Below are 23,332 nucleotides of genomic sequence, written 5' to 3'. Positions count from 1 at the left end.
GGGGCGTGCGTGCTTCGCTTTCAGGGAGACGAGAAATTTTTTCATGTAGAATGACGTCGAATCACGCTATAATAGGGATACTCTGAGGAAAGGCGAAGATTGGAAATGAGACTGAAATCCATTCACAAGTGCCAGCCAGGCGACAAGCTTGCCCGCTCCATTTACGCAGAAAACGGAACGGTACTCGTCGGGGCAGGGGTAGAGCTGACCCAGCGGATGATCGAGCGACTCAAGAGCAAGAACATCAACAGCTTGTACATAGAAGACAAACGCACGGACGATATCGTGGCGGATACAGTCATTTCCGAGGGGACGCGCAGACAGGCCATGTCCATGATTCACGATACGTTTCGCACGGTGCGGGACACCCCGCAAAAATGGCAGCAGCTGTTTGCCGATAAAAATCTGGGCTACGAGCTGAGACAAGTCATGACGGCTGTAGCGGACGAGCTGAAAAGCAGCCAGTCAGCATTGAACTTGCTGGCAGATGCGTGCGCCTACGATCACTATATTTTCAGCCATTCCTTCAATGTCGCCCTCTACAGTACGGCATTGGCGATCAACACAGGGTGTACGGAAAGAGAAATTCTGGATATCTCCATCGGCGGCATGCTGCACGACATTGGAAAGATGCAGATTCCCGACGAGATTTTAAAAAAACCGGGCCGCTTGACGACAGAAGAATTTGAAGTGATGAAAAAGCATACCGAAATCGGCTTCGAGATGCTGCGCAGGCAGGACGATATCCCGCTGCTCGCCGCTCACTGCGCCTTCCAGCACCACGAGCGCTGGGACGGGTCCGGGTATCCGCGTCATCTGAAGCAAGAAGAGATTCACCCGTTTGGTCGCCTGATGGCCGTCGCTGACGTATTCGACGCGTTGACCGCGGACCGCATCTACCGCCGGGGGATGCTGCCGCACGAAGCGATGGAAGTGCTCTATTCCGGCTCAGGCGTACTGTTTGACCAGGCTTATGTCGAAGCCTTGCGCGACACGATCGCCCTGTATCCGGTAGGCTTGAGCGTCACGCTCAATACAGGGGTATCTGGCGTGGTAGTCGATTCAAACAAAGGCATGCCAACCCGCCCGATCATCCGCATTCTGGTGAATGAAGAAGGGCAGGAGATCACGCAGCCGTATGAATGCGATCTGTCGAAAAAGCTGTCGCTGATGATCGTGGCTTGCGGCGACCTCGTCTAGCCTGTTCACAGCCACTCTTTTTTCTTGAACAGGACGAACATCGTCACCCCGATGGCTGCCATACAGCCAAGCACGATGTAGTAGCCGTAGGGAGAATGCAGCTCCGGCATGAAATCGAAGTTCATGCCGTAAATGCCCGTCACGATGGTAAGCGGCATGAAAATCGTAGTCAGAGCGGTAAAGATGCGCATGATGTCGTTTGCCCGTCCGGCGAGCGCTGCCTGATAGGCTTCGCGCAAGTTTCCGATCAGGTCGCGAAACGTCTCGAAGTTCTCCACAATCTTGCTCGCATCCTCCCAAATATCGCCGAAGTACTTCCGCAGCTTCGGTCGAATCAGGGGAAGTTCTTTTTTGTGCAGGACATCAATCAAATCCCGCTGCGGCAGGAGCATTTTCCGCGCGTACAAAATCTCGCTCTTCAGCCCGATAATCTGTTCGAGATGGGATTTGCGGGTGTTCATCAAAATTTCCTCTTCCAGCGCTTCGATCAAGTCCTCGATCTTCTCCGTCACATCAAAATACCGATCCACAATCTGATCGATCAAATAGTACAAAAACGTGTCCGGGTGGTTCACTTCCTTTTCCCGCACGATGGCGAGCAGGGAAGCGAACTCCGGCGCCTCCTGCTTGGTCACGGTAATAATGGCATGGCTACCGAGAAAAAGGTTGATCTCTCGTTGGAAAATGTCCTGATTGTGAAAGGCGATGCCGTTTAGCACCATGAAATAATGATCGTCGTACATTTGCAGCTTGGGCCGCTGCTCTTCTTCATCGATGCAGTCCTCGACTGCCAGCGGATGGAGTCCGAACAGCGGCTGTAAAATATCGAGGTCGAAGGGAGAAGCGTCGATCCAAAAAAAGCCGTTTCCAGGTGCTGTGACAGCTTCCTCCACGTCATCAATTTCCGTTATGAGGCCGTTTTCGATCAGTCGTATCTTCATGCTCGCCACTCCTGCCTGTAGATTGAGGGGATGGCGGCAGACGCGGCAAAATACGTGTGAGAATCAGCTCGTAAGCGGAGCGCAGCGCTTCGCGGCTGGGAGGAGCTTGTGCGGCCCGCCGTTTTTTTGGCGTATCCACCCTTGTCTCGCCTCCTTCAATTGGCTGTCATTCTCATACGTATGAAAACCGGCTCGTCTGCTTGCCAGGAACGGTCCACGTTCTTTGGAATAGTGTACCGCACTTTCCTGCATCTAGCCATTTGGGAAACGAAGATGTTTTTCCAAAACGAACGGCATGTTCTGGCGATTTCCTTTGCATACTACGAACAAGTGCGAAAACGAAAAAAAGGACAAAGGTGGATGCCTATGTGGAAGGGCAAGCGAGTAGGGATGGCGGCCGTGCTGGCGTGGGCGGTGATCGCGGGAGCGACAGGGCAACCGGCTCTCGCCCAGGAAGCGCGGCAGGTTCAGCCGCCGCCGGGCGTGTATGAGGAAATCCAGATCAAGCGGCAGGATGTCACGGGAGACGGACGTCCGGATATCGTGACGCTGCTCGGTCACCGGTTTGCCGCTGACAGCCCGTATTACGAAAAGCTGAAGGTTATGGTGCAGGATCCGGTTGCGAAAAAGACCGCGTTTTTTACGACACCGTACGGCGGGTATCAGCCGGACATGGCTTTTTGCGATTACCTCGGAAACGGCACGAAACAAATCGTGCTCCAGGCGCCCACGGGCGGCAGCGGCGGAACATCGGAGTTTTACCTGTTTGCCAACAAGGATAACAAGCCCGCCGTCTTGCCGGTGCCGCAGCCGCTGACGATCTCCGGCTCTTATCAGGACAACTATCGAGTGCCGATTCACATCAAAGAGACGAACCATACGACCGTTCTCGACCTGACGGACCGCAAAAACATATACGACGAAAACGGAGTGTACAAAGACGGGAAGCTGTTGAACCCGACCGAGGTGATGCCCAACAGTTTCAGCGTGCTTGCCCCTGTAGACGAGAATCGCGACGGCATCTGCGAGCTGAAAGGCGTTCAGCGGGTGAGCGGCGTAGCCAACGCCGACACGATTGCGTACGTGGAGTCGCTGTGGAAGTGGGACAAGACGGGCTGGAAGCTGCAAAAGGCAGAGGTGAAAAAAGCGGAGATGTAAGTTGGGAGGACGCCTGCCTTTTCAGAAGGGGGCTGTCCTCCTTTGTTTTTGGCGTGGTTTACACGAGAAAAGAATCGGGTATATACTTGATGAGTTATGCCAATTGGTAATCATTTGATATTTCTACCTGCTAGGGCGATCCAGCCCTTTTGGATTCGGTAAAAAGGAGTTCGGCTATGCGTACATGTCCATTTTCCAGCCTGTTTGGATGGAAAGAAAAAGTGAAAAAGAAGTCCTTCTTCCAGGAGCGAAGGGAACAGGGAAAAGTACAGATTCAAGGGCAGACGACCCTCGCCCGGCAGTTGGCTTTGATCCATTTAACAGAGGAAGACTTGGCGATTGTCAAAGAAATTCAGCCGCTTATCGTTCGCAATATTGACAAAATGGTAGATTTCTTTTACTCCAATATCGAAACGGAACCGCTGCTCATGAGCATAGTGGACAAAAACAGCACCATTGCCAGGCTGAAAGGCACCCTGTCCCGCCACATCACGGAAATGTTCAACGGCTGCATCGATGCCGCCTACATCGAGCAGCGGAGCAGGATTGCGATCATTCATATGCGGATCGGACTGGAGCCGAAATGGTATTTGAGTGCGTTTCAAAATCTGTTCATCTCCATTCTCGATATTCTGCATCAAAATATTGCGGATAAGGAAGAGCTTGTGCTGGCGCTTACGGCGGTAAGCAAAGTGCTGAACATCGAGCAGCAAATCGTCCTGGAAGAGTATGAGAACGAGCATGAGCGTGTTCGTCGTGCCGAGCAGGACAAAAAGGACGAGCTGCGCCTTTTACTGACCAACTCCGCCCATGAGCTGGCAGCTGTCTCCGAAGAAAACAGCACGTCCGTCGAGCAGTTGACGGAGCAGTCGCGCGAAGTGCTGCGCTATGCCGAAAACGGCACCGATTTTTCCAGCACGGCGCAGGAGCTGTCTCGGGAGGGCAAGGAAAAGCTGGAGAAGCAGCAGGAGCAGATGAGGCTGATCCAGCAAAGCGTGAAGCAAATCTCGGAAGAAATGAACACGCTGGAGGAGAACGCCGAAAAAATTCGCGGGATTGTCGACGTCGTGACGGCGATCGCCGAGCAGACCAACCTGCTGGCGCTCAATGCCGCGATCGAAGCCGCGAGAGCCGGAGAGCAGGGACGAGGCTTTGCGGTCGTGGCCGACGAGGTGCGCAAGCTGGCCGAGCAGACGAAAAAATCGGTCTTCGGCGTGCGGGAGCTGATTGAGAAAACGAATCAGCAAACCACCGTCCTGTCTACGGTCGTTTTGAACATTCAAAGCCTGGTGCAGTCGAGCACCAAAATGACGGATGAGACGAATGCGTTTTTCGAAGGCATTATCGCTGCTGTTTCGGACAGCAAGGAGCAGAGTTCGCGGATTCAAAAGGAGCTGGAAAATTTCTTCAAGGTCATGGAGGATATGAACCAGGCTGTGGCGCAAGTAGCCAGCTCCGCGGATGAGCTGTCGGAGATCACGGAAAATTTGTAGCCAAAAAAACAGGACGACCGTCAGTGGATGGCGTCCTGTTTTTTGGCAGGTCAGCCGTTGGATCAGGCAGAAGAAAGGGACGGGCGATACTGCCGGGAGTTTTGCAGCGGCGGTGTGTAGACGTTAAGCGCGTATACCGGGGCATCTGTGTTGTTCTGAATGGCGTGAATTTCGCTGGGGGCGACGTAGTAGCATTCTCCGGCGCTGACATGGGTGGTCTGTGCCTGAAATACCTCTCCCTCCCGATCGCCAGGAAGGTAGACGACATTGGTGAGTGTCCCGGCGATGACCCACTCCCAGCCGAACGAATCGCCATGGTTGTGCGGGACAGACCCCTGCTGGCTGGGCAGATGGATCAGGACGACTTCCACGTGCGGCGAAAGGTACAAGATTTTGCGACCGTAGGGGAGATGCTCGGGCTGGGGAATATGAGACGCGATATCTTCCGGGCAGAGCGCGAGAGAAACGAGCGCCTGCCTTAACTCAGCGGGGCTGGGGAACACGAGAGAGCCAAATGCTTGTTCCAAACGTTGCACATTCATGACAAACCTCCCGAGGCGAAAAAGATCTTCCCTTTACCGTATGAAAAACGGGGGCGGTCTGACGTTGGGGGGAGATGTTTTTTTTCGTAGGCGCCCGTGGTGGGGCCATTCCTTTTTTGATTCACCATATGGAAAAAGTTCCATTTCCAACATTCGGCAATGATGGGATCGGTTTGTTTGCCGGGGAGCAACAAGCTGCCTTACCGAGTGCAAAAGAGAAGAACGGATCGAGGACAAGGAGGCTGGCGATGACGAAACGCGTTCGAGCAGGCATCATTTTCGACATGGACAATACGCTGCTGCAATCGAAGATCAACTTTCGGGAGATGAAGCAAGCTATTTTTCACCTGTGGACGGAGCATGGTCTGCTGGAGCCGACTTTCGACTGGCAGAGCCACACGGCCTCGCAGTTGATCGAGATCGGGCGAAAATCAGGCAGGCTGACCAGCCAGCTTGAGCAGAAGATGTGGGAAGCCGTGACCGCGCTGGAAAAGGCGGGAATGCACGAGGCAGTCCTGGAGAACCATGTCCGGGAAGTGCTCGCCCAGCTGAGGGAGCGGTATCCTCTGTTCCTTTTGACCAACAACGCCTACGCTGCCGCCGAGGAAGCTCTGCAACGGACGGGGATTGCGAGCTGCTTCCAGGAGATCGTGGCGCGCGAGCAGATGACGAGCTTGAAGCCGCATCCGTCCGGCATTCGCTACATTTGCAGCCAGTATCCCGCGTGGCCTGCATCGGCCTGGACGATGGTGGGGGACTCCTGGATTGACGGAAAAGCCGCGCAGGATGGGGGAGTGGCGTTTGTCGCCTACCGGGGAAATCGGCGGGAGATGGAGGGCCATGGCGTGGTACCGCAGGCGTATATCGCTGATTTGCGCGAGCTGCTGGACATGTTGTAGCGCCATGGGTGCTGGCGAACAGACACTTTTGCATAAAAAAATGGTAGCAAACGCAAAAAATGTGCTATACTTTGCGTAACTGAATACCAGCCTTCAGGGTAGGGTGAAATTCCCGACCGGCGGTAATGACGAACGCACGTCTGAGCCCGCGACTCGCTATGCGCAATGGATAGCGACTGACTTGGTGCAAATCCAAGGCCGACGGTACAGTCCGGATGGGAGAAGGTATTGGAATCGCCTCGCAGCCGTTTTTTACAAACAGGCAGGTACGAGGTTTCTTTCTCTACGCCCTGAGTATGTCCTCATGGGCGTTTTTTACGGCCAACTTCATAGCGATATCTTCAGGGCAAGGTGAAATTCCTGACCGGCGGTAATGGCGAAACAATCGCCTGAGCCCGCGACTCGTTGACCGTGTGACGGTCGGCGACTGATCTGGTGCAAATCCAGAGCCGACGGTACAGTCCGGATGGAAGAAGATCTGACCGCGCTTTTTGGCACCGTTTTTTTCCAAAAAAACGAATGCGATAAGGCTTCTTTCCCTATGCCCTGAAACGCTGAGGTTTCAAGGGCTTTTTCTTTTTGGCTGGAATCTGGGTAGGAAAGAGGAGGTTTTTCATGGAGCAGGACAGGCGGTTCATGGCATTGGCGCTGGAGCTGGCGCGCTCGGCACACGGTCAGACGAGCCCCAATCCACTGGTCGGTGCAGTCCTGGTGAACAACGGAGCGGTCGTTGGGATGGGCGCGCATTTGCGAGCGGGCGAACCGCATGCGGAGGTACATGCCCTGCGAATGGCAGGCGAAAAGGCGGCTGGCGCTACCTTGTATGTCACGCTGGAGCCGTGCAGTCACTTTGGAAAAACGCCCCCTTGCGCCGATGCCGTAGTGGCGGCAGGTATCCGGAGGGCCGTCATTGCGACGCTCGACCCGAATCCGCTCGTAGCTGGAAAAGGCGTGGAGAAGCTGCGTGCCGCAGGAGTGGAAGTGCTCGTCGGAGTAGGCGAAGCGGAAGCGAAAAGGCTCAACGAAGTGTTTTTCCACTACATCACGACGAGGCGCCCGTTTGTCACGCTGAAAACGGCAAGCACCCTGGACGGCAAAATCGCTTCGGTCACAGGGCACAGCCGCTGGATTACGGGAGAGCGGGCGCGTGTGGAGGTGCACGAACTGCGCAGGCAGCACGACGCGATTCTGGTCGGGGTAGGAACGGTGTTGGCGGATGATCCGCTGTTGACGGCCAGACAAGGGGACAAGCTGTATGGACGCCAGCCCGTGCGGATCGTCCTGGACAGCCAGCTGCGCACGCCGCTTACCGCTCGCGTGATCGAGAATGCGGATGCGCCGACCTGGATGTTCACGACAGAGGCGGCTCCGGCACAGAAGCGTGCGGCATTGGCGGAAAAAGGCGTCAGGCTGTTTGTGGCAAGCGGGCAGATCTCGGTGGAAAACGTACTGGATACGCTGGGGGAGTGCGGGATTACTTCGCTCTTGGTAGAAGGCGGGCAGGCCGTGAACGGAGCGTTTTTGCAGGCGCGCGCGATCCAGAAGATCATCAGCTATGTGTCGTTGAAGCTGATCGGCGGAAGCGGCGCGCCCACGCCGATTGGCGGACAGGGCTTGGCTATGATGGATCAGGCTGTCCGGCTTGGGAATGCGACTGTCGAACTGCTGGAAGAAAAGGATGTGCGCATAAGCGGCTATCCCCTATGGGAGAAGTAGCCGCAGCGGATGCTACGCGTGTTTTGTTCAGAGAAGCAACGAGGAGGAAAGGCCGATGTTTACCGGACTGGTGGAGGAAGTGGGCGTGCTGGCGTCCATCACGGGCAACGAGCAGGCGAGCCGATTGGTGATTCGGGCGCAGCGGGTGCTGGAAGGCGTGCAGCTTGGCGACAGTATCGCCGTCAACGGCATTTGCCTGACGGTTACGTCTTTTTCGGATCGGCATTTTAGTGTGGACGTCATGCCGGAGACGATGAAGAAGACGAGTCTATCGCACTTGCGCCCGGGCCAGCGGGTCAACCTGGAGCGGGCGATGCGGCTGGGCGACCGTTTTGGCGGTCACATCGTCTCCGGGCATGTGGACGGAACGGGTACGATCGTGTCGAGACAGCCGCACGCCAATGCAGTCATGTTTCGCATCGAGGCGGAAGCCGAGCTGTTGAAGTACGTCATCCAGCAAGGCTCCATCTGCGTCGATGGCATCAGTCTCACGGTGGTTGACGTCGCCGATACGTCTTTTTCGGTGTCGATCATTCCGCATACGCTGGCCGAAACCAGCTTGCAGGATCGGCGCGTGGGCGATCAGGTCAACCTGGAGACCGATGTCATCGGCAAATACGTCGAGCGGCTTGTAAGCTATCGCAGCAGGCAATCAGGCGCAGGCGGCAATCAGATCGATGCCAAGGGCTCGAAGATCAGTCTGGCTTTTTTGCAGGAAAACGGATTCGTCTGAACGAGGAGGGAAGCCCATGTTTCACCGTATAGAAGAGGCGCTGGAAGATTTGCGGCAAGGAAAAGCGATCATCGTCGTGGATGACGAGGACCGGGAAAATGAAGGGGATTTCGTCTGCCTGGCGGAAGCGGCTACGCCGGAGATGATTAATTTTATGGCGATGCACGGGCGCGGTCTTGTCTGCGTGCCCGTGACGGAGGAACAGGCGGCGCGGCTGAAGCTCGCTCCCATGGTCGAACAAAATACGGACAAGCAAGGTACGGCGTTTACCGTATCCATCGACGAGGTGGGCACGCATACGGGCATCTCGGCGCAGGAGCGCTCGCAGACCGTGCTGGCGATGCTGGATGAACAGAAAACAGCCGAGGACTTCCGCAGGCCGGGGCATATTTTTCCATTGATTGCCAGAGCCGGGGGCGTTTTGCGGCGGGCGGGCCATACCGAAGCAGCGGTAGACCTCGCTCGGCTGGCAGGGAGCGTGCCCGCAGGCGTTATCTGCGAAGTCATGAACGAAGACGGCTCGATGGCGCGTTTGCCGCAGCTTGTGGAGATTGCCCGCCGCTTCGACTTGAAGCTGATTACGATTGCCGATCTGATTGCCTACCGGATGCGTACCGAATCGCACGTGCGAAAAGAAATCGAAGTGAGCCTGCCGACGAGCTATGGCGATTTTCGGATCGCCGCCTATACGAACGAGCTGGATGGTAAAGAGCACGTGGCGCTCATCAAAGGCGAGATTGACGCAGACAAGCCCGTCCTCGTCCGGGTGCATTCCGAGTGCCTCACCGGAGATATTTTCGGCTCCCACCGCTGCGATTGCGGCCCGCAGCTGCACGCCGCGCTGGAGCAAATCGAGGCGGCGGGCTCCGGCATCCTTTTGTACATGCGCCAGGAAGGCCGCGGCATCGGGCTGATTAACAAGCTGCGCGCCTACAAGTTGCAGGAGGAGGGGCTGGATACGGTGGAGGCGAACGAAAAGCTCGGGTTCCCCGCCGATCTGCGCGATTACGGCATCGGAGCGCAAATTCTCCGCGACCTGGGTGTGCAGAAAATGCGGCTTTTGACCAATAACCCGCGCAAAATCCGTGGGCTGGACGGCTACGGGTTGAAGGTGGAGGAACGGGTGCCGCTGCAAATGCAGGCGCATCCGCACAACAAACGGTATTTGTCGACGAAACAAGAGAAGCTGGGACACCTGCTTCAGATCAAAGGCTAGGAGAGTGGGGAAGATGAGAACATTTGAGGGACATTTGGTAGGAACGGGCTTGCGGGTAGGAATTGTAGCCGGAAGATTTAACGAGCTGATCGTCAGCAAGCTGGTGGGCGGGGCCCTCGATGCCTTGAAGCGCCACGGCGTAGCGGAAGACCACATAGATGTGGCCTGGGTGCCAGGCGCTTTTGAAATTCCGCTGATCGCGAAAAAAATGGCCGAATCCGGCCGGTATGACGCAGTCGTGACATTGGGCGCGGTCATTCGCGGAGCGACTCCGCACTTCGATTACGTCTGCAACGAAGCGGCCAAAGGCGTCGCCTCTTTGTCGCTATCGACCGGGATCCCAGTCATTTTCGGCGTGCTGACGACGGACAACATCGAGCAAGCGATTGAGCGCGCAGGGACAAAAGCGGGCAACAAAGGCTGGGAAGCCGCAACAGCCGCGATTGAAATGGCGAATCTGTCCAAGCAGTTTGCGTAAACGACAGTAAATACAGTGCCATAGGTGCGAAGCGGGGGCTGCGGCTCCCGTTTTTCATTTTTGCATGTTAAGAAACGCCAGATTCACAAAGGATAGGCTCCATGCACCCGGCGACGAAATGACCGAACAAGGCTTGCTACCGCAACCGCTTCAGCTCCCGCCAAATGGCCTTCAGCGCCGGGAGGTCCCATTTGGGCCGTTTCCCGTACAGAAAACGGGTCAAGGTACTGAACATCAGTTGCTGGTCTTCTGTGTACGGATACCAGTTGAACGTGCGGCTTTTCGTGCCGGGATCGTGGATGATCGAGCTGCTGTGCGTGAAGGCTTGCAGTCCGGCTGGACCGCGGTAGCGACCGATGCCGCTCTCTTTTATCCCGCCAAACGGGAGGTGCGGGTTGGCGTAGCTGATGATGACGTCGTTGATGCACACGTTGCCGCTCAACAGCTTTTCCGCTACACGCTGCGCCCGATGTTTGTCAGAGGACCAGACAGACGCATTCAAGCCGTAGGGCGACTCGTTTGCCAGGCGAATGGCCTCCGCCTCGTCGGAGAATGGCATGATCGGCAGGACCGGGCCGAAGGTTTCTTCTCGCATGATCTTCATATCCGGCGTGACGTCTGTCAAGATGGTCGGCGGGATGAACATGCTGTCGGTTGGGGGCAATCCGCCCGTAACCGCTTTGGCTCCGGCGGCGAGCGCTTCCTCGATATGGGCACGGACGATGCCGATTTGCTCTGGCGAAGTCATCGAGCCGACTTCGGCCTGATCGGGAAAGCCTTGGCGCAGCGCTTTGGTTTTGTCTGTGACCAGTCGCACAAACTCGGGATACACGCGCTCGTGTACATACAGCCGCTCGACGGACATGCACACTTGTCCGGCGTTCGTAAACGCTCCCCAGACCGCTCCGTTTGCCGCTCTCTCCAGGTTCGCGTCCTCGAAGACGATCATCGGGTCTTTCCCGCCCAGCTCCAGCGATACCGGGATCAGATGCTTTGCGGCTGCGGCCATGATTTTTTTGCCGGTGGCAACCGAACCCGTGAAAAAGATTTTGTCCGGGCGGGCCTCTACCAGACGGCTGCCGACCTCGCGCCCTCCGTGCAGGACGGTGACGACTCCTTCAGGCAGCCCCGCGATTGCGAACAACTCCTCGATGAGCAGCCCGATGGAAGGGGTGACCTCGGACGGTTTGAGAATGACGGTATTTCCCGCGACAAGCGCGGACAGCATCGGGATGATCGCCAACTGAAACGGGTAGTTCCACGGCGAAATGACGGCAATGACTCCCATCGGCTTGTAGTGGATGGACGATTTTTTCGGCCACAGCACAAGCGGGGTCGGCACAGGCTGGGCTGCCAGCATTCGCTGCGCGTGCTTCTCGTAAAAGCGAATCGTGTCAACGGTGACAAAAATCTCGGTCATGTATGCTTCGATGGTTACTTTTCCCGTGGCCTGGCTGATTTTTTGCGCCAGCTCCTCGCCGTGCTCGACGAGATAATGGCGCAGGCGAGTCAGGTGGCGCAGTCGTGCGGACAGGGAGGTCACCGACCAAGCGGCAAAGGCATGCCGGGCTTTGTCTACGGCCGCATCTACCTGGACGGGACTGGTCTCCGCCACAGAGCCGAACGTTTCGCCAGTGGCCGGGTTGCGCAGAGGGAGGACAGACATTACAGATCACCTCGTTCGACGGAATGGTTGTCAGGAGAATCAGCCGCAAATAGCGACTCCAGAAAAGGGGGAAGAACGAGTTGAAAGCGGGCAATCGCTTCTTCGGCGGTCGGGAATTCGTCCAGCAGGCTTTGCAGGATCATGCCGTCCATCAAGGAGTAGAGGAGCGAGCTTGCGGCGTGGAGGTCCATGGCAAGCGCAGCTTGACGGTCCGCTTGCAGCCGCTTGAGCATGCGGGCGATCAGATCGTGCAGCCGGTGGCGCGTATGGTGTACCTGCTCCAAAAAGACAGGGGTGTACAGTGCCTGCGCCTGCAAATCATACCAAAGCCGGTGCAGCTTGCGGTCTTGATGCAGGCTGCGCCCCAGCACGGCGGTCAGGGCCGGGAACCAGCCGTCCAGGGGGGCGGCCATCACCTCGCGCTCCAGCTCCGCGATAAAGCGTTCCTTGTAGCTGGCAATGACTTCGAGCATCAGCTCTTCTTTGCTGGCAAAATAATAGTGCAGGATGCCGAGCGAGACGCCGGATGCCTTGGCGATATCGCGCAAGGAAACATGGGCGTACCCTTTTTCCGCGAGGCAGATCGTCGCCTGTTCGATCAAGAAGGCCCGCTTCGCTTCGGTTTTGGCCTGGCTTTTCGATGGAGGGTTCATGCTGGGCACCTCATTTTTGGACGGTCGTCCAATTTTGATCTGATTGTACGTCTGCCGCCCGTTCCTGTCAATGCTTTCTTGCACGCGAAAAAGAAGCGGCTGTGCTACCGCTTCCTTTGTCGTTCCCAGCGTTTTAAATACGGGTAAGGGTCGAAAGCCCAGTCTGCTCCCCCGGTTTCCCGATACATGCCGTAATGCAGGTGGGGCGGAAATTTTCCGGCTGTGCCAGGCTTGCCGTATCCGGAGCTGCCGACATATCCGAGCACTTGTCCTGGCTCCACGATGTCGCCGGGCTTCAGTCCCTTTTTAAACGAAGAGAGGTGGGCGAAGTAATGATACACATTGCCCATGTCGCGCATGCCGATCCGCCAGCCGCCATAGCGGTTCCAGCCGATGACTTCGATCACTCCGTAGGCCGTGGAGAGCACGGGGGTACCGTGTTGGGCGAAAATATCGGTGCCTTCGTGAATCCGGCGTCCCCCCCAGCCGCGCGCGTCTCCCCAGGTGCTGCGGTAGCTGTAGTCGTACCTTGCCGGGATGGGAAAATGGCGCTCGTCCAACTGCAAATGCTGGTATTTTTCATACACCTGCGCGAATTGCCGAATCGTTTTCACCGAGCGATCCCGCTGGTAGTAAGACCAGACGCCGATTTGCCAATCATCCGCAGAAAAGCCGTACTGCGCCAAGTAATGAATAAGGGAAGTGAGTGCGTCGAGATCGTTGTTGCGGTCGGCACGTCCATCTCCGTCGCCGTCCATGCCGATCCCGTCGAAAAACTGGATCGAGGCCGGATTGGTGTCGTCCGGGTCGGGATTCAGGCTGCCCGCCCAGCGGTCAGGCGGGATATCCACGGCAGTCAGACGCGAGGCCGCTGCCTGGTTGTTCGCTTGCTTTTGGCGTATCTTCATCGTGCGCTCATACTGATCGATAGCCGCCAAATAACTCCAGGGAATGCCGTACAAAGACTCCATGCGCCAAAAAAGCTGCAGCCGCTCTCGCAGGAGAGGGTCTGCTTGTTTGGCAGGAGAGCCTTTGGCGAAGGCAGATTCCAGCGGCGACAGGATCGCGGCCACGCATAAGCTGATCTGAATGATGAGGCGGAAAACTCGCATGCCGTCTCCCTCCAGCCCGGGTAGTTTCCGTTGTAGGTTTCTGCTGTAGTTTCTGCCAGTTGCTGCAGATTATCCCCGATACTTTTTGGAAGGCGTCCGTGAGTGTTTTGCGCGGGCTGCGGGAGGTGGCTGCTTTGCGCGATCTGATGACAGCCGCTGTGGCTGACGGGTGCGGGGGAGAGCTGTATGTGCAGCCCATCGCGGTGCCGTTCGGGCTGTCGCCGCAGGTTTACCAGGAAGCGCGGGAATTGGCGCTCCGTAAACGTTCTGTAAAAATCTGGTCAGACAAGCAGGAGCGGGATGAGCCTGCACAGAATTGAACACGTGGAGTATCCAACCCAACCTGTATGGAGGAGGCTCGTGTGATGAGTAAAAAAGTGTTGATCGTGACAGGAGATGCCGTAGAAGCGCTGGAGGTGTTCTATCCGTATTACCGTTTGCTGGAGGAAGGCTACGAAGCCGTGATTGCGGCGCCCAGCGTGAAGACGCTGCACACGGTATGTCATGACTTTGAAGCGCACAGCGAGACGTACACAGAAAAGCCCGCCTATCAGTTGCCTGCGCACGCCGCATTCTCTGACATCAATCCGGAAGCTTTCGACGCCTTGATTATTCCCGGCGGGAGAGCGCCTGAATACATCCGGCTCAACGAAAGCTTAAAGCCGATCGTCGCTCATTTTTTTGAGGCAAACAAGCCGGTGGCGGCGATTTGCCACGGCTCCCAGGTGCTTGCGATTGTGCCCGAGCATCTCGCTGGCCGCAAGCTGACCGCCTACCAGGCGTGCAGACCGGACGTGGAGGCGATGGGCGCAATCTACGAGAAAGAAACGCTCCACGTAGACGGCAATCTGGTGTCTGGTCATGCATGGCCGGATTTGCCCGGCTTCATGCGCGAATTCCTCCGCTTGCTGCGCTAACCGATGGACCAAGCACAAACTTCCGCCGAAATGTCGACGGAAGTTTTTTTGTGTCTACCGACGTCCGACCAGGAGCCGCAGCACACGTAGCCGTTGCCTGTCGGGATCGGCCCGCCATACAGCCGTTCGATGCCCAGCTCTTCCAATCCGAGCGCGATGCCTACGATGACGACGATCGAATCGAGCGCCTCGACCTCGTGAAAATGGACCGTGTCCGAGAAACACTCCTTTTCAACCAGGGATTTCCTCTGTATCATAATAGGGAAAGTATGTTCGGCTGTTTGCTGATTCGTTGTCCCAAGTGCAGCATTTGCCGATTCGGTTTGTCATGCAAGGAGTTGATCGCTACGTGTTGTCCTTCATTCATACGGCGGACGTCCATCTGGACGCGCCTTTACATAGGCTCGCCGACCAGTACGAGCTTCGGCAGGATGATTTTCGTCGCACGCTGCAAACGATTCGCGATCTGGTCGCGGAAAAACAGGCAGACTTTTGGCTGATAGCCGGAGACCTGCTGGAATATCACGGGGGCCGACGCCCCACAGCGATGTTTTTGCGCGACCTGTTTGCCAGCATTGCTCCGACCCCGGTGTGCATTGCGCCGGGAAACCACGATCCGTGGCGGCCCGATTCGTTTTACGAGACGTTGGACTGGCCGAGCAACGTGTACTGGTTTACTCCCGAGTGGGGCGCTTTTGAGTTTCCGGAAAAGTCTTGCGTCGTCTACGGGTGGGGATTTGGGCAAGCGCACGTCTACGAGTCGCCACTCGCTTCTTTTCCCGGCAAGCTGGACGGCTATCGGCATCACCTGATGGTCCTGCATGCCAGCGTGTTGAACCGGGCAGGGGACGATCACCAGCCGTACGCGCCGGTCACGCTGCAGGAGCTGGTCGAGTCCGGAATGGATTACGTGGCGCTCGGCCATATTCACAAGCCGGAGCTGTTTGTTCATCCGCAAACCAAGCAGCCGCTTGCCGCCTATCCCGGCTCGCCGGAAGGGCTTTCGAGCAAGGAGACGGGAGAGCGCACTGTGCTGTACGGCGAGCTGGACGATACAGGGAGGCTGACGCTCGAAGCCGTGCCTGTCAGCCGACGCTGCATTCGCAAGGTGACGATTCATGCCGCCGGGGCGGAGACGACAGAGCAGCTGATCGAGAGAATGAACGGACAGCTGGGGGAGATCCCTGAAAGCGATCTGGTGTACGTGACCTTGACGGGAGAGCGGGCCGCCCATTTTGTTCCGGCGCTTCCGGTTTTGGAGCAGCGCTTTGCACGCTTTTTTTTCCTGGCGATCACGGACGAGACGTGGCCGGACATCGACGTGGACAAGCTGGTGGCAGAAGGCGGCGTATGGGGCAAATGGCTTGCCAGGCTGGCCGAGGCCGAAGCGAGCGCCCGCAATGACGAAGAGCGCGAAATGGCCAGGCTGGCGAGGCAGGAGGCGCTCGCGCGGATTGGGGGGAGCATGCGTTGAGGATCGAGGAGATATCGCTTTCGGGCTTCGGAAAATGGCAGGGGGCCGACTTTCGCTTCGCTCCCGGACTGAACCTGTTTTACGCTCCCAACGAAGCGGGGAAGTCGACGCTTCTGCAAGCCATTTTCGCGGCTCTGTACGGGATGAAGCGCGATTACGTCAAGACGGCGCGCTACTTGCCCGCGTATGAAAAATACCGCCCCTGGCACCAGGGGGAATACGAGACGGTCATCACCTACCAGCTGGGGGGCAAAACGTATCGCTTGCACCGGACGCTGGCGAAGGAGAGGGAGCAGGCGCGGCTGTTTCTGGACCCGGAGTGGACGGAGCTGACAGACGTTTACCTGGAGGATCGACGCAAGGAACGGAATTTTTTGGAGAAGCATCTGGGGCTGACGCGCAGTCTGTTCACCGATTTGACCTGGATCAGGCGGGAGCCGTTGGAAGCTGCCGAGCATCTCATGCCTTCCTTTGCGGATGCACAGGAGGCGAGTCCGCTGGTCCATTCCGTTTTGGCGGAGCTGGATCGGGAGTTGGCTGGCATCGGCAAAAAGGAGCGGGCGGAAAATACGTTGTTGGGCAAAGCGGCGTCGCTCGTGGCGAGCAAGGAGCAGGAGCTGGCTCGCGCTGAAGCGGCATGGCGTTTGATCCGGCAATTGACGCAATCGATTCAGCTCTGGGAGGAGGAGTGCGAGCGGCTCGAACAGCGGCGCATGCAGCTCAGGAGTCGTTTGCAGAAAGGGCAGGAGCAGGACCAGCTCTGGCAAGAGAGCTGGCAGCGAAGCTATTTGCCCATGGATGCGCAGGATTGGCAATGGTGGCTTTCGCGGGCTGTGAGCGAAGAGGAGCGGCACCTGCACGAAAAAGCGCGCAGCTCGATCGTGGCATGGGACGAGCAGACGCCAGACGGTGCGCAGGGAACAGCGGTGAGTCAAGCGCTGGGCGAACTCGAAGCGGATTATGAGCGAGGCATTTCGCTGCGAAAAGCGCGGGAGCAGCGGCATATGCGGCTGGCCGAGCTGGCTGTGCTTGCCCTATCCACCGGGACGCGTAGCCAGGTGCGGACGCAGCGGCAAGGGAAGTGGGCCAAACGCAAAAAGGGAGCCGCACGCCTGGGGGGCGTAGCTGGGTTATTTGCCATCCTCGGCGCCGTCGGCCTGACGACGGGGCATCCCGTCCTTGGCGGCAGTTCTCTCGGCTTGAGTTTGCTGTTACTCGCACTCGGGATTTTCGTGCTGCGGGCAAAAGGGGGCGGACATGCGGCCGCGCCTGTTGTCGCCAGCGAGCCTTTGCAAGAAAGCGAACAGCTCCAGCAGGAGATAGCCGCCATTGACGCTGAGTTGGCGACGATTTTGGAGCGCTGGGATGTTCGGGATTGGGATACGTTTCTGGCAAAAAGGGAAGAGCTACAAAGAACCGCCCAGGAGCAGCGGGCGATCCGGCTGGAGAGCGATCTTGCCAAGACAAAGCGGGAGGAACAGCTGTCTGCGAGCTGGGGCGAGGCCGTGCGAGCGATCTTGCAGCAGCAAAAGCAGCAGCGCGAGGAAGAGGAGAACGACTGTCTGGCACAGCTGGCACGTCTGGAGGAAGAACGGCAGGAGCTGCGGGAAAAAATCGCCCGCGCTTACGGGGAGATGGACGCACACGAGGGAGTGTCTGTAGCGAGGGCCAGGGACGAATACGAGGCGGCTGCGACTGCGCTTCACAAGCTGATACAGCGACGGGACGCCCTGCAGCTTGCGCGGGATACGCTGCTTGCGGCCCAAAGCGAATGGAAGCGAGACGTTTTGCCAGATGTGAACCGAACGGCTTCCGAGGTAATGGCGCAGATCACGGGAGGAACCTACCGGGATGTGCGGTTGGACCCGACCGAAGGATTTGCGGTACGGCTTCTGGAGCCGACCCGCCACCTGATTGTCAGCCACGAGCAATGCTCCACGGGCACGGCCGATCAGCTCTATCTGGCCCAGCGGCTCGCCCTGCTGCAGCATGTCAGCAAACGGACAGAGCCGTTGCCGCTGTTTTTGGACGATCATTTTGTCCATTACGATGACGAGCGCTTGCAGCGGACGCTGGCATACATCGCCAAGCTGGCGGAAGAGCACCAGGTCTTTTTGTTTTCCTGCCAGGAACGGGAACGGCGGATGCTTGCGCCGCTCTTGCAGGGATCGAATCGGCACAAGGTGCATGCCATCGGGTAATTGTTACCGGACTGGCGAAAGAGGTTGCCCCTCGGAAACCCAACCTCTATAATGGAGATTGACGAATGTCTCGTACCAAGATACATGAGGAGTGGGCCCCATGACGCAACGCAAGCCGGAGTGGCTCAAGATCAACCTTGTTTCAGGACCAGAACTCGCCAGCTTCAAAGAGCTGAAGCAAACCATGCGCAGCAAGACACTACATACGGTTTGCGAAGAGGCAAAATGTCCCAACATTCATGAGTGCTGGGCCAGCGGTACAGCTACGTTCATGATTTTAGGTGATATATGTACCCGTGCCTGTCGGTTTTGTGCAGTAAAAACCGGATTGCCGACAGAGCTTGATTTGGCCGAACCGGAACGCGTGGCCGAAGCAGCCGAGCAGATGCGTCTGCGGCACGTGGTCGTAACTTCTGTCGCCCGCGATGATCTGAAAGACGGAGGGGCGCAGATTTTTGCGGAAACGATCCGGGCGATTCGCCGTCGTCTGCCATTTGCCTCTGTGGAAGTGCTGATCCCGGATTTCCAGGGAAATTGGGATGCGCTGAAGCTGGTGATGGATGCGAAGCCGGACGTGCTGAACCACAATATCGAGGCGGTCCGCCGCCTGTCTGACCGCGTGCGGGCTCGTGCCAAATACGACCGGACGCTGGAGCTGTTAAAAAAGGCGAAGGAATTCCAGCCGAACATCCCGACCAAGTCCAGCCTGATGATCGGGGTGGGCGAGACGTTGGAGGAAGTGATCGAGACCATGGACGATTTGCGTTCCGTGGATGTCAACATCATGACGATCGGTCAATACCTGCAGCCGACGAAAAAGCATCTGAAGGTCGAGCACTACTACCATCCGGACGAATTTGCCTGGCTGAAGGAAGAAGGCATGAAGCGCGGCTTCAGCCACGTGGAGGCAGGGCCGCTCGTCCGCAGCTCGTACCACGCGCACGAACAGGCGAATGCCGCGAAGGAAACCATCGCCAAGGAAGCCTTGCCACAGGCGCAAGGCCAGTAATAAGAAGAAAAACCCCCTCCTTGCATGCGAAAACATCGCTGCAAAAAGGGGGTTCTTCTCTATACAGGGGAGATGCGCTTAGCGACTGGTTGTACCCATTTTCGCTGGGTGAGTGGCCTTCGCGCTCTTTTGAGCGTTCATGCTTTTTCCTTGCTCGCCGTCTGTTACGCCGCCCAGCCGCTTGATGAGCGTGTCGATGCTGGCCGCATCTTCGTTACGCGCTGTATGCAGGTTGCTGGAACGGCTGGCGACACGGGCAATCTCCTGAATGTCATTCGGGTTGTCCGTCACATATACCTTGTAATAGCGTGGCGAGATCGACTGCGCATTCATTTTCGCCTGGTTTTTCGCTGTGCGAGCATCTACTCCCTGCGTGTGCAGACCGACGAAGATTTCTTCGTCCGTCACCAGGACAGTAGAACGCTGAACGCCTGGGCAGCTCGTTGTGACGTTGCCGACGGCTTGCGCCAGGGCATCGCGGTCTACATAAACGTTTTGGGCGCCAGCAGTGTTCATGCTTGCCCGGCTCGTCTGGGCGTAGCCCATTTTTGGCATGCCGGTTTGCATGATGCCAGCTCCGGCGCGATCCCAGGCCCGCTTTTGATAAATGGAATGGCCCATTCGATTCGGCGTGCCCAACACCCCGTCGTTAGGGCCGGTAAAGGCGTTGTACGGTCGCATGCCACTGGTGTAGGCGTTGTACTGGTTGACGTTCGCCCGTGGATACGTCCCGTTCGGGTACTTGCCATTATCGACGCTCGGCATGTTGTTCAGGCCAACACCGTTGCGGACGTGCATTCCGTCAAAGTTGGCGGAGCGCATGCCGTCGTAGTTGCGTCCATGCAACCCGTCCACATTCGTGACGTGAGGAGCGGTCTGGTTTGGATGCGCGTAGTTTGGCGCAGCGTTGTTCGCACAAGCGGAAGCCAAGAGAGCAATGCCTGCAATCGCAGGATACAACCATGTCTTTTTCAATGGTAACACCCCCTACACGATAGAATGTCCAGGGGGCTTGCGCAGTTTTCGTGGGAATTTTATCTCTTGCGGCTGGAAATGTGATAAGATGGACGAAAGTATACCAGTGTAAGGAGGAAGCGGACTTGATTCGCACGCAAGCCGGTACTTATGAAGTCATGGAAGAAAATCGCGACGGCTGGAATCCGGAAGCATTCAGGGAGCGCTACAGCGATATCCTCGACAAATACGATTACATCGTCGGAGACTGGGGTTACGGCCAGCTCCGTTTGCGGGGATTTTACACAGATTCCAATCGCAAAGTACCGTTCGAGCAGCGGATCGCCGCTTTGGATGAGTACCTGCACGAGTTTTGCAACTTTGGCTGCCCGTACTTTGTCTTGCGCAAGGTAAAGGCGACGGTTGGCAATAACGGCTCCGAACAGGAAGGCCCAAACGAGAATCCAGACAGCATTCTCGATATCCGGCAGGACTCGTCCCGTGGCGAGAACTCTCCGATGATTGTCGAGCGCAAGGAACGGCGCCGTTTTCATCCGCGCCACAACAGGCAGGATCGCCAGGAGCGAAACCACCACAGCGGAGGCGCACACGAACGGTCTGGAGGTCGCCACGAGCGATCGGACAAGCCGAAGTTTCACAAGGATAAGCCGGAGAAAAGCGGCAAGGACGCGCCTTCGCGGGAGAAGCGTCCAAACCAGACGCGCCAAAGCCGCGACCGCGACAAGGTTCCGACCGGACAGAGCCAGAGCACGCCCAAGCGTGACACATAAGGAAAACAGACTAAGGGGCCGTCGAATAAGTCCCGAATAAAGAAGCTTGGAAAAACCACTCGTTTTTCTCAGGCTTCTTTTTCTTTTTCGGAAAGCTTCATAAAACCCGTGTCCATGTCGCCAGTCTGTACCCTAAAAAACCAAATCTTGCAAATCGACGGCTAAGTCTGTAAAATATTTACATAAGGCTCTTGTTAATGTGAAATATAGGTAATGGTGTATGTTTCTTGTGTGTAAGAAGGGGAGATCGAATATGGGGGAATGCAGGACCGTTCAACGATCATTACGTACCGAGATTGAACATCAGCTGAAAGAACGTGGTTACACACTGACTAGACTTAGCGACATAACAGGTATTAATCAGGGAGTATTGAGCGACCTTTTAAATCGGATTCCCCCCCGCTCCATGAAGATTGCTCACTTGGATGCATTTGCTCATGCGTTTGGGCAATCTCAAGGCTGGCTGTATGAACTGTACGAGTCAGAGTGTCTTATGGAAGGAAAAGTGTCGCGGTCCAGGGTTATCCCATACCTAGTTCGATGCGCGGAAATCGGTCGGTGGGATTGTATTGATTCGCTAGTCTCCAAGCTACTGGACGATCAGAAAAACATCCCCATTCTCTTTCTGGTAGCCGAGCAACTCTTTACCAAAGGGAAACGCAAGGAGTCGGTTCCATTTTATCAGTTCGTCATTGATACGGAAAAAAACAGCCATAATGAGCGTTTTGTCATCGCACAATATCGATTATTTCGAGCCCTGCAAGGTACCGATTCAGAAAAAAATTGGAAGGCTGTCATACAATTTGATCCGTATCGAAAGAGACTGCCTGAAAACTATCAACTGGATGCCCTGTTGCATCTTGCCAATGTATGCTTTTCGCTTCACAAATGGCAAGAGGTAGAGCGTTATGCTGATGAGCTAAGGGAGTTGGCAACGGCTGTTTTCCAGGATGAGTTGCGCGGGCGGAAAATGAACAGAAAAATCATTTTGCCAAAGACAGAGCGACATTTCGTCGTATACTACGGGCAGGGATTCCTTTTGAAGAGTGCTGCCTTGGAAAAGCAAGGATTGTATGAAGAGGCGAAGAAATGTATCTCTGGTTATGCTGATCTGAGTGAGTTTGCACTTTTGGATGAAACAGGACGGATAGAGGCCGAAAAGTTTCGACTGTGGGCAACGGCTAATCGCTATACGCTAGATGTTCTCCTGGGGAACATTGATGTTCTGCCTGCCTACACCCGGTTCCTTATCGAGCACCCAAAAGAGATCCTTTCTGGCTTACTAGCCATTTTGGAATCCGCCAATAAGCATAGATTTAAAGTGGACGGAATTCTCGAACAATTTTCAAATCAGATTCATGATTGTAACGAATACGATAACTCCATTCAGATGGATCGTTATTTTCGTTTTCGATATGAGCTAGCTACGTATCGCCAGTACGTGAGCGGAATGGAAGATATTTTACGTTGTCTGGCTTTATCGGCTATCATGAAGAATGACAGTGATTTCGTTCGTTGTGTTACACTATTCGAAGCTTTTCGATCACATGCAACAAATCAACAAAAAATAGAGTACAAGCAAATCATGGAGGGGATACGAAATGAAGAGGTCGATTTTGCTATCAATCGTTTTAGTTTTGGGACTGTATAGTAGCGTTACGGGTGGACAAGCACCAATCCCAAAAGGAACCGTTATCCAATATGAACACGGTGTTGGTGGATAACACGGAGAAAAATCATCCTCTTCTGAGGATGATTTTTTTACTATTCAAATTTTGTCAGTCGCCCGTTTTTTGAATGCCAGTATATAGTTATCCATATACTTTTTTAGTAAGAAAAAGGAGGGATAACTATAGGAGCTATTTCATGTAAAAATGATGTTCCATCCCTTCGCCAGGGTAGAGGAACGCCCGCAGAAGGAGCAGTTATAGCTCCTATTAAGAAATGTGCCACGCTACCTATGGATCGGGAAGGGGAAAGTTCTTTCGATTTCGAGCATTTGGAAAGCAACATGGAACAATTGCGAGAACAACTGGTGCAATTGTTTTTAAAGAAGAAGGACTTTTTGGATGATGAAGTCGTGCATTTAAGCCAAAAACTGGATCAACACATTCTCGTCATTCAATCAAAAATGATGCAAAAAAAGTGAGATTCCCCCAGTCAACGCACGTGGTTTTTG

Annotated in this window: 23 protein-coding genes, 1 pseudogene and 2 riboswitches; of the genes and pseudogenes, 16 read left to right on the top strand and 8 right to left on the bottom strand. The window is 55.9% G+C overall.

What is annotated here, in order from left to right; translation table 11 throughout:
- Positions 1-105: 105 nt before the first annotated feature.
- A complete protein-coding gene (locus ACTHO6_RS05480) occupies positions 106-1,200 on the top strand; it encodes an HD-GYP domain-containing protein (protein WP_440240201.1) in 1,095 nt (364 codons plus the stop codon).
- A 5-nt stretch (positions 1,201-1,205) separates the two neighbouring features.
- Here ACTHO6_RS05480 and corA read toward each other — a convergent pair whose 3' ends face one another.
- Entirely contained in the window at positions 1,206-2,141 is a 936-nt protein-coding gene (gene corA, locus ACTHO6_RS05475) for a magnesium/cobalt transporter CorA (protein ID WP_440240199.1), read from the bottom strand.
- Positions 2,098-2,280 (bottom strand): hypothetical protein, encoded by a 183-nt coding sequence (locus ACTHO6_RS05470; protein ID WP_440240197.1) that lies wholly within the window; start codon positions 2,278-2,280, stop codon positions 2,098-2,100. The genes corA and ACTHO6_RS05470 overlap by 44 nt, the downstream gene beginning before the upstream one ends.
- A gap of 221 nt (positions 2,281-2,501) precedes the next feature.
- Here ACTHO6_RS05470 and ACTHO6_RS05465 point away from each other — a divergent pair, with 221 nt between their 5' ends.
- A complete protein-coding gene (locus tag ACTHO6_RS05465) occupies positions 2,502-3,299 on the top strand; it encodes a hypothetical protein (RefSeq protein WP_440240195.1) in 798 nt (265 codons plus the stop codon).
- A gap of 176 nt (positions 3,300-3,475) precedes the next feature.
- Entirely contained in the window at positions 3,476-4,792 is a 1,317-nt protein-coding gene (locus ACTHO6_RS05460; protein ID WP_440240193.1) for a globin-coupled sensor protein, read from the top strand.
- A gap of 62 nt (positions 4,793-4,854) precedes the next feature.
- On the opposite strand, the gene ACTHO6_RS05455 is transcribed toward ACTHO6_RS05460, so the two are convergent.
- The gene (locus tag ACTHO6_RS05455; protein ID WP_440240191.1) at positions 4,855-5,334 is read right to left on the bottom strand and encodes a cysteine dioxygenase; all 480 of its coding nucleotides are present in this window, start codon (positions 5,332-5,334) and stop codon (positions 4,855-4,857) included.
- A gap of 248 nt (positions 5,335-5,582) precedes the next feature.
- On the opposite strand from ACTHO6_RS05455, the gene ACTHO6_RS05450 reads away from it, so the two are divergent.
- The 5 genes from ACTHO6_RS05450 to ribH all read left to right on the top strand — a co-directional run bounded on the left by ACTHO6_RS05450 (position 5,583) and on the right by ribH (position 10,376).
- Positions 5,583-6,233, top strand: coding sequence for an HAD family hydrolase (locus tag ACTHO6_RS05450; RefSeq protein WP_440240189.1), 651 nt, complete (start codon positions 5,583-5,585; stop codon positions 6,231-6,233).
- An 85-nt stretch (positions 6,234-6,318) separates the two neighbouring features.
- Positions 6,319-6,464: riboswitch (FMN riboswitch) on the top strand.
- A 102-nt stretch (positions 6,465-6,566) separates the two neighbouring features.
- Positions 6,567-6,715, top strand: a riboswitch (FMN riboswitch).
- Between the two features lie 133 nt (positions 6,716-6,848).
- On the top strand, positions 6,849-7,949 hold the full coding sequence (ribD, locus tag ACTHO6_RS05445) for a bifunctional diaminohydroxyphosphoribosylaminopyrimidine deaminase/5-amino-6-(5-phosphoribosylamino)uracil reductase RibD (RefSeq protein ID WP_440240187.1): 1,101 nt from the start codon (positions 6,849-6,851) through the stop codon (positions 7,947-7,949).
- A 55-nt stretch (positions 7,950-8,004) separates the two neighbouring features.
- Positions 8,005-8,682, top strand: coding sequence for a riboflavin synthase (gene ribE / locus ACTHO6_RS05440; protein ID WP_440240185.1), 678 nt, complete (start codon positions 8,005-8,007; stop codon positions 8,680-8,682).
- Between the two features lie 16 nt (positions 8,683-8,698).
- Positions 8,699-9,898, top strand: coding sequence for a bifunctional 3,4-dihydroxy-2-butanone-4-phosphate synthase/GTP cyclohydrolase II (locus ACTHO6_RS05435; protein ID WP_440240183.1), 1,200 nt, complete (start codon positions 8,699-8,701; stop codon positions 9,896-9,898).
- Positions 9,899-9,911: 13 nt separating this feature from the next.
- The gene (gene ribH / locus ACTHO6_RS05430) at positions 9,912-10,376 is read left to right on the top strand and encodes a 6,7-dimethyl-8-ribityllumazine synthase (protein ID WP_440240181.1); all 465 of its coding nucleotides are present in this window, start codon (positions 9,912-9,914) and stop codon (positions 10,374-10,376) included.
- 136 nt (positions 10,377-10,512) lie between these two features.
- On the opposite strand, the gene ACTHO6_RS05425 is transcribed toward ribH, so the two are convergent.
- The 3 genes from ACTHO6_RS05425 to ACTHO6_RS05415 all read right to left on the bottom strand — a co-directional run bounded on the left by ACTHO6_RS05425 (position 10,513) and on the right by ACTHO6_RS05415 (position 13,807).
- Entirely contained in the window at positions 10,513-12,042 is a 1,530-nt protein-coding gene (locus ACTHO6_RS05425) for an aldehyde dehydrogenase family protein (RefSeq protein WP_440240179.1), read from the bottom strand.
- Entirely contained in the window at positions 12,042-12,695 is a 654-nt protein-coding gene (locus tag ACTHO6_RS05420) for a TetR/AcrR family transcriptional regulator (RefSeq protein WP_440240177.1), read from the bottom strand. Before ACTHO6_RS05420 ends, ACTHO6_RS05425 begins: the two co-directional genes overlap by 1 nt.
- Positions 12,696-12,799: 104 nt before the next feature.
- Positions 12,800-13,807, bottom strand: coding sequence for a M23 family metallopeptidase (locus ACTHO6_RS05415; RefSeq protein WP_440240175.1), 1,008 nt, complete (start codon positions 13,805-13,807; stop codon positions 12,800-12,802).
- A 98-nt stretch (positions 13,808-13,905) separates the two neighbouring features.
- On the opposite strand from ACTHO6_RS05415, the gene ACTHO6_RS05410 reads away from it, so the two are divergent.
- Entirely contained in the window at positions 13,906-14,127 is a 222-nt protein-coding gene (locus ACTHO6_RS05410) for a hypothetical protein (RefSeq protein ID WP_440240173.1), read from the top strand.
- 45 nt (positions 14,128-14,172) lie between these two features.
- Positions 14,173-14,724: a DJ-1/PfpI family protein gene (locus ACTHO6_RS05405; protein WP_440240171.1), complete on the top strand. Its 552-nt coding sequence runs from the start codon at positions 14,173-14,175 to the stop codon at positions 14,722-14,724.
- Here ACTHO6_RS05405 and larC read toward each other — a convergent pair.
- A pseudogene (gene larC, locus ACTHO6_RS05400) lies at positions 14,721-15,020 on the bottom strand (nickel insertion protein); the annotation flags it as partial. The gene ACTHO6_RS05405 and the pseudogene larC sit on opposite strands and share 4 nt — an antisense overlap.
- A 53-nt stretch (positions 15,021-15,073) precedes the next feature.
- Here larC and ACTHO6_RS05395 point away from each other — a divergent pair.
- The 3 genes from ACTHO6_RS05395 to lipA all read left to right on the top strand — a co-directional run bounded on the left by ACTHO6_RS05395 (position 15,074) and on the right by lipA (position 19,408).
- Entirely contained in the window at positions 15,074-16,198 is a 1,125-nt protein-coding gene (locus ACTHO6_RS05395; protein ID WP_440240169.1) for a metallophosphoesterase family protein, read from the top strand.
- Positions 16,195-18,399: an ATP-binding protein gene (locus tag ACTHO6_RS05390; RefSeq protein WP_440240167.1), complete on the top strand. Its 2,205-nt coding sequence runs from the start codon at positions 16,195-16,197 to the stop codon at positions 18,397-18,399. The genes ACTHO6_RS05395 and ACTHO6_RS05390 overlap by 4 nt, the downstream gene beginning before the upstream one ends.
- 100 nt (positions 18,400-18,499) lie before the next feature.
- Entirely contained in the window at positions 18,500-19,408 is a 909-nt protein-coding gene (gene lipA / locus ACTHO6_RS05385) for a lipoyl synthase (RefSeq protein ID WP_440240165.1), read from the top strand.
- Between the two features lie 78 nt (positions 19,409-19,486).
- Here lipA and ACTHO6_RS05380 read toward each other — a convergent pair whose 3' ends face one another.
- Entirely contained in the window at positions 19,487-20,392 is a 906-nt protein-coding gene (locus tag ACTHO6_RS05380; protein WP_440240163.1) for a YhcN/YlaJ family sporulation lipoprotein, read from the bottom strand.
- A gap of 116 nt (positions 20,393-20,508) precedes the next feature.
- Here ACTHO6_RS05380 and ACTHO6_RS05375 point away from each other — a divergent pair, with 116 nt between their 5' ends.
- From ACTHO6_RS05375 to ACTHO6_RS05365, 3 genes are all read left to right on the top strand, one after another.
- Positions 20,509-21,153, top strand: coding sequence for a YutD family protein (locus tag ACTHO6_RS05375; RefSeq protein WP_440240161.1), 645 nt, complete (start codon positions 20,509-20,511; stop codon positions 21,151-21,153).
- 253 nt (positions 21,154-21,406) lie between these two features.
- Entirely contained in the window at positions 21,407-22,804 is a 1,398-nt protein-coding gene (locus tag ACTHO6_RS05370; RefSeq protein ID WP_440240159.1) for a helix-turn-helix domain-containing protein, read from the top strand.
- A 309-nt stretch (positions 22,805-23,113) separates the two neighbouring features.
- Positions 23,114-23,302 (top strand): Spo0E family sporulation regulatory protein-aspartic acid phosphatase, encoded by a 189-nt coding sequence (locus tag ACTHO6_RS05365; RefSeq protein WP_440240157.1) that lies wholly within the window; start codon positions 23,114-23,116, stop codon positions 23,300-23,302.
- Positions 23,303-23,332: the final 30 nt, after the last annotated feature.

This window comes from Brevibacillus sp. SAFN-007a (assembly GCF_051967035.1).
Taxonomy (GTDB): domain Bacteria; phylum Bacillota; class Bacilli; order Brevibacillales; family Brevibacillaceae; genus Brevibacillus.
The sequence above is the reverse complement of the archived record's forward strand: the minus strand, read 5'-3'. Positions and strand labels throughout refer to the sequence as shown.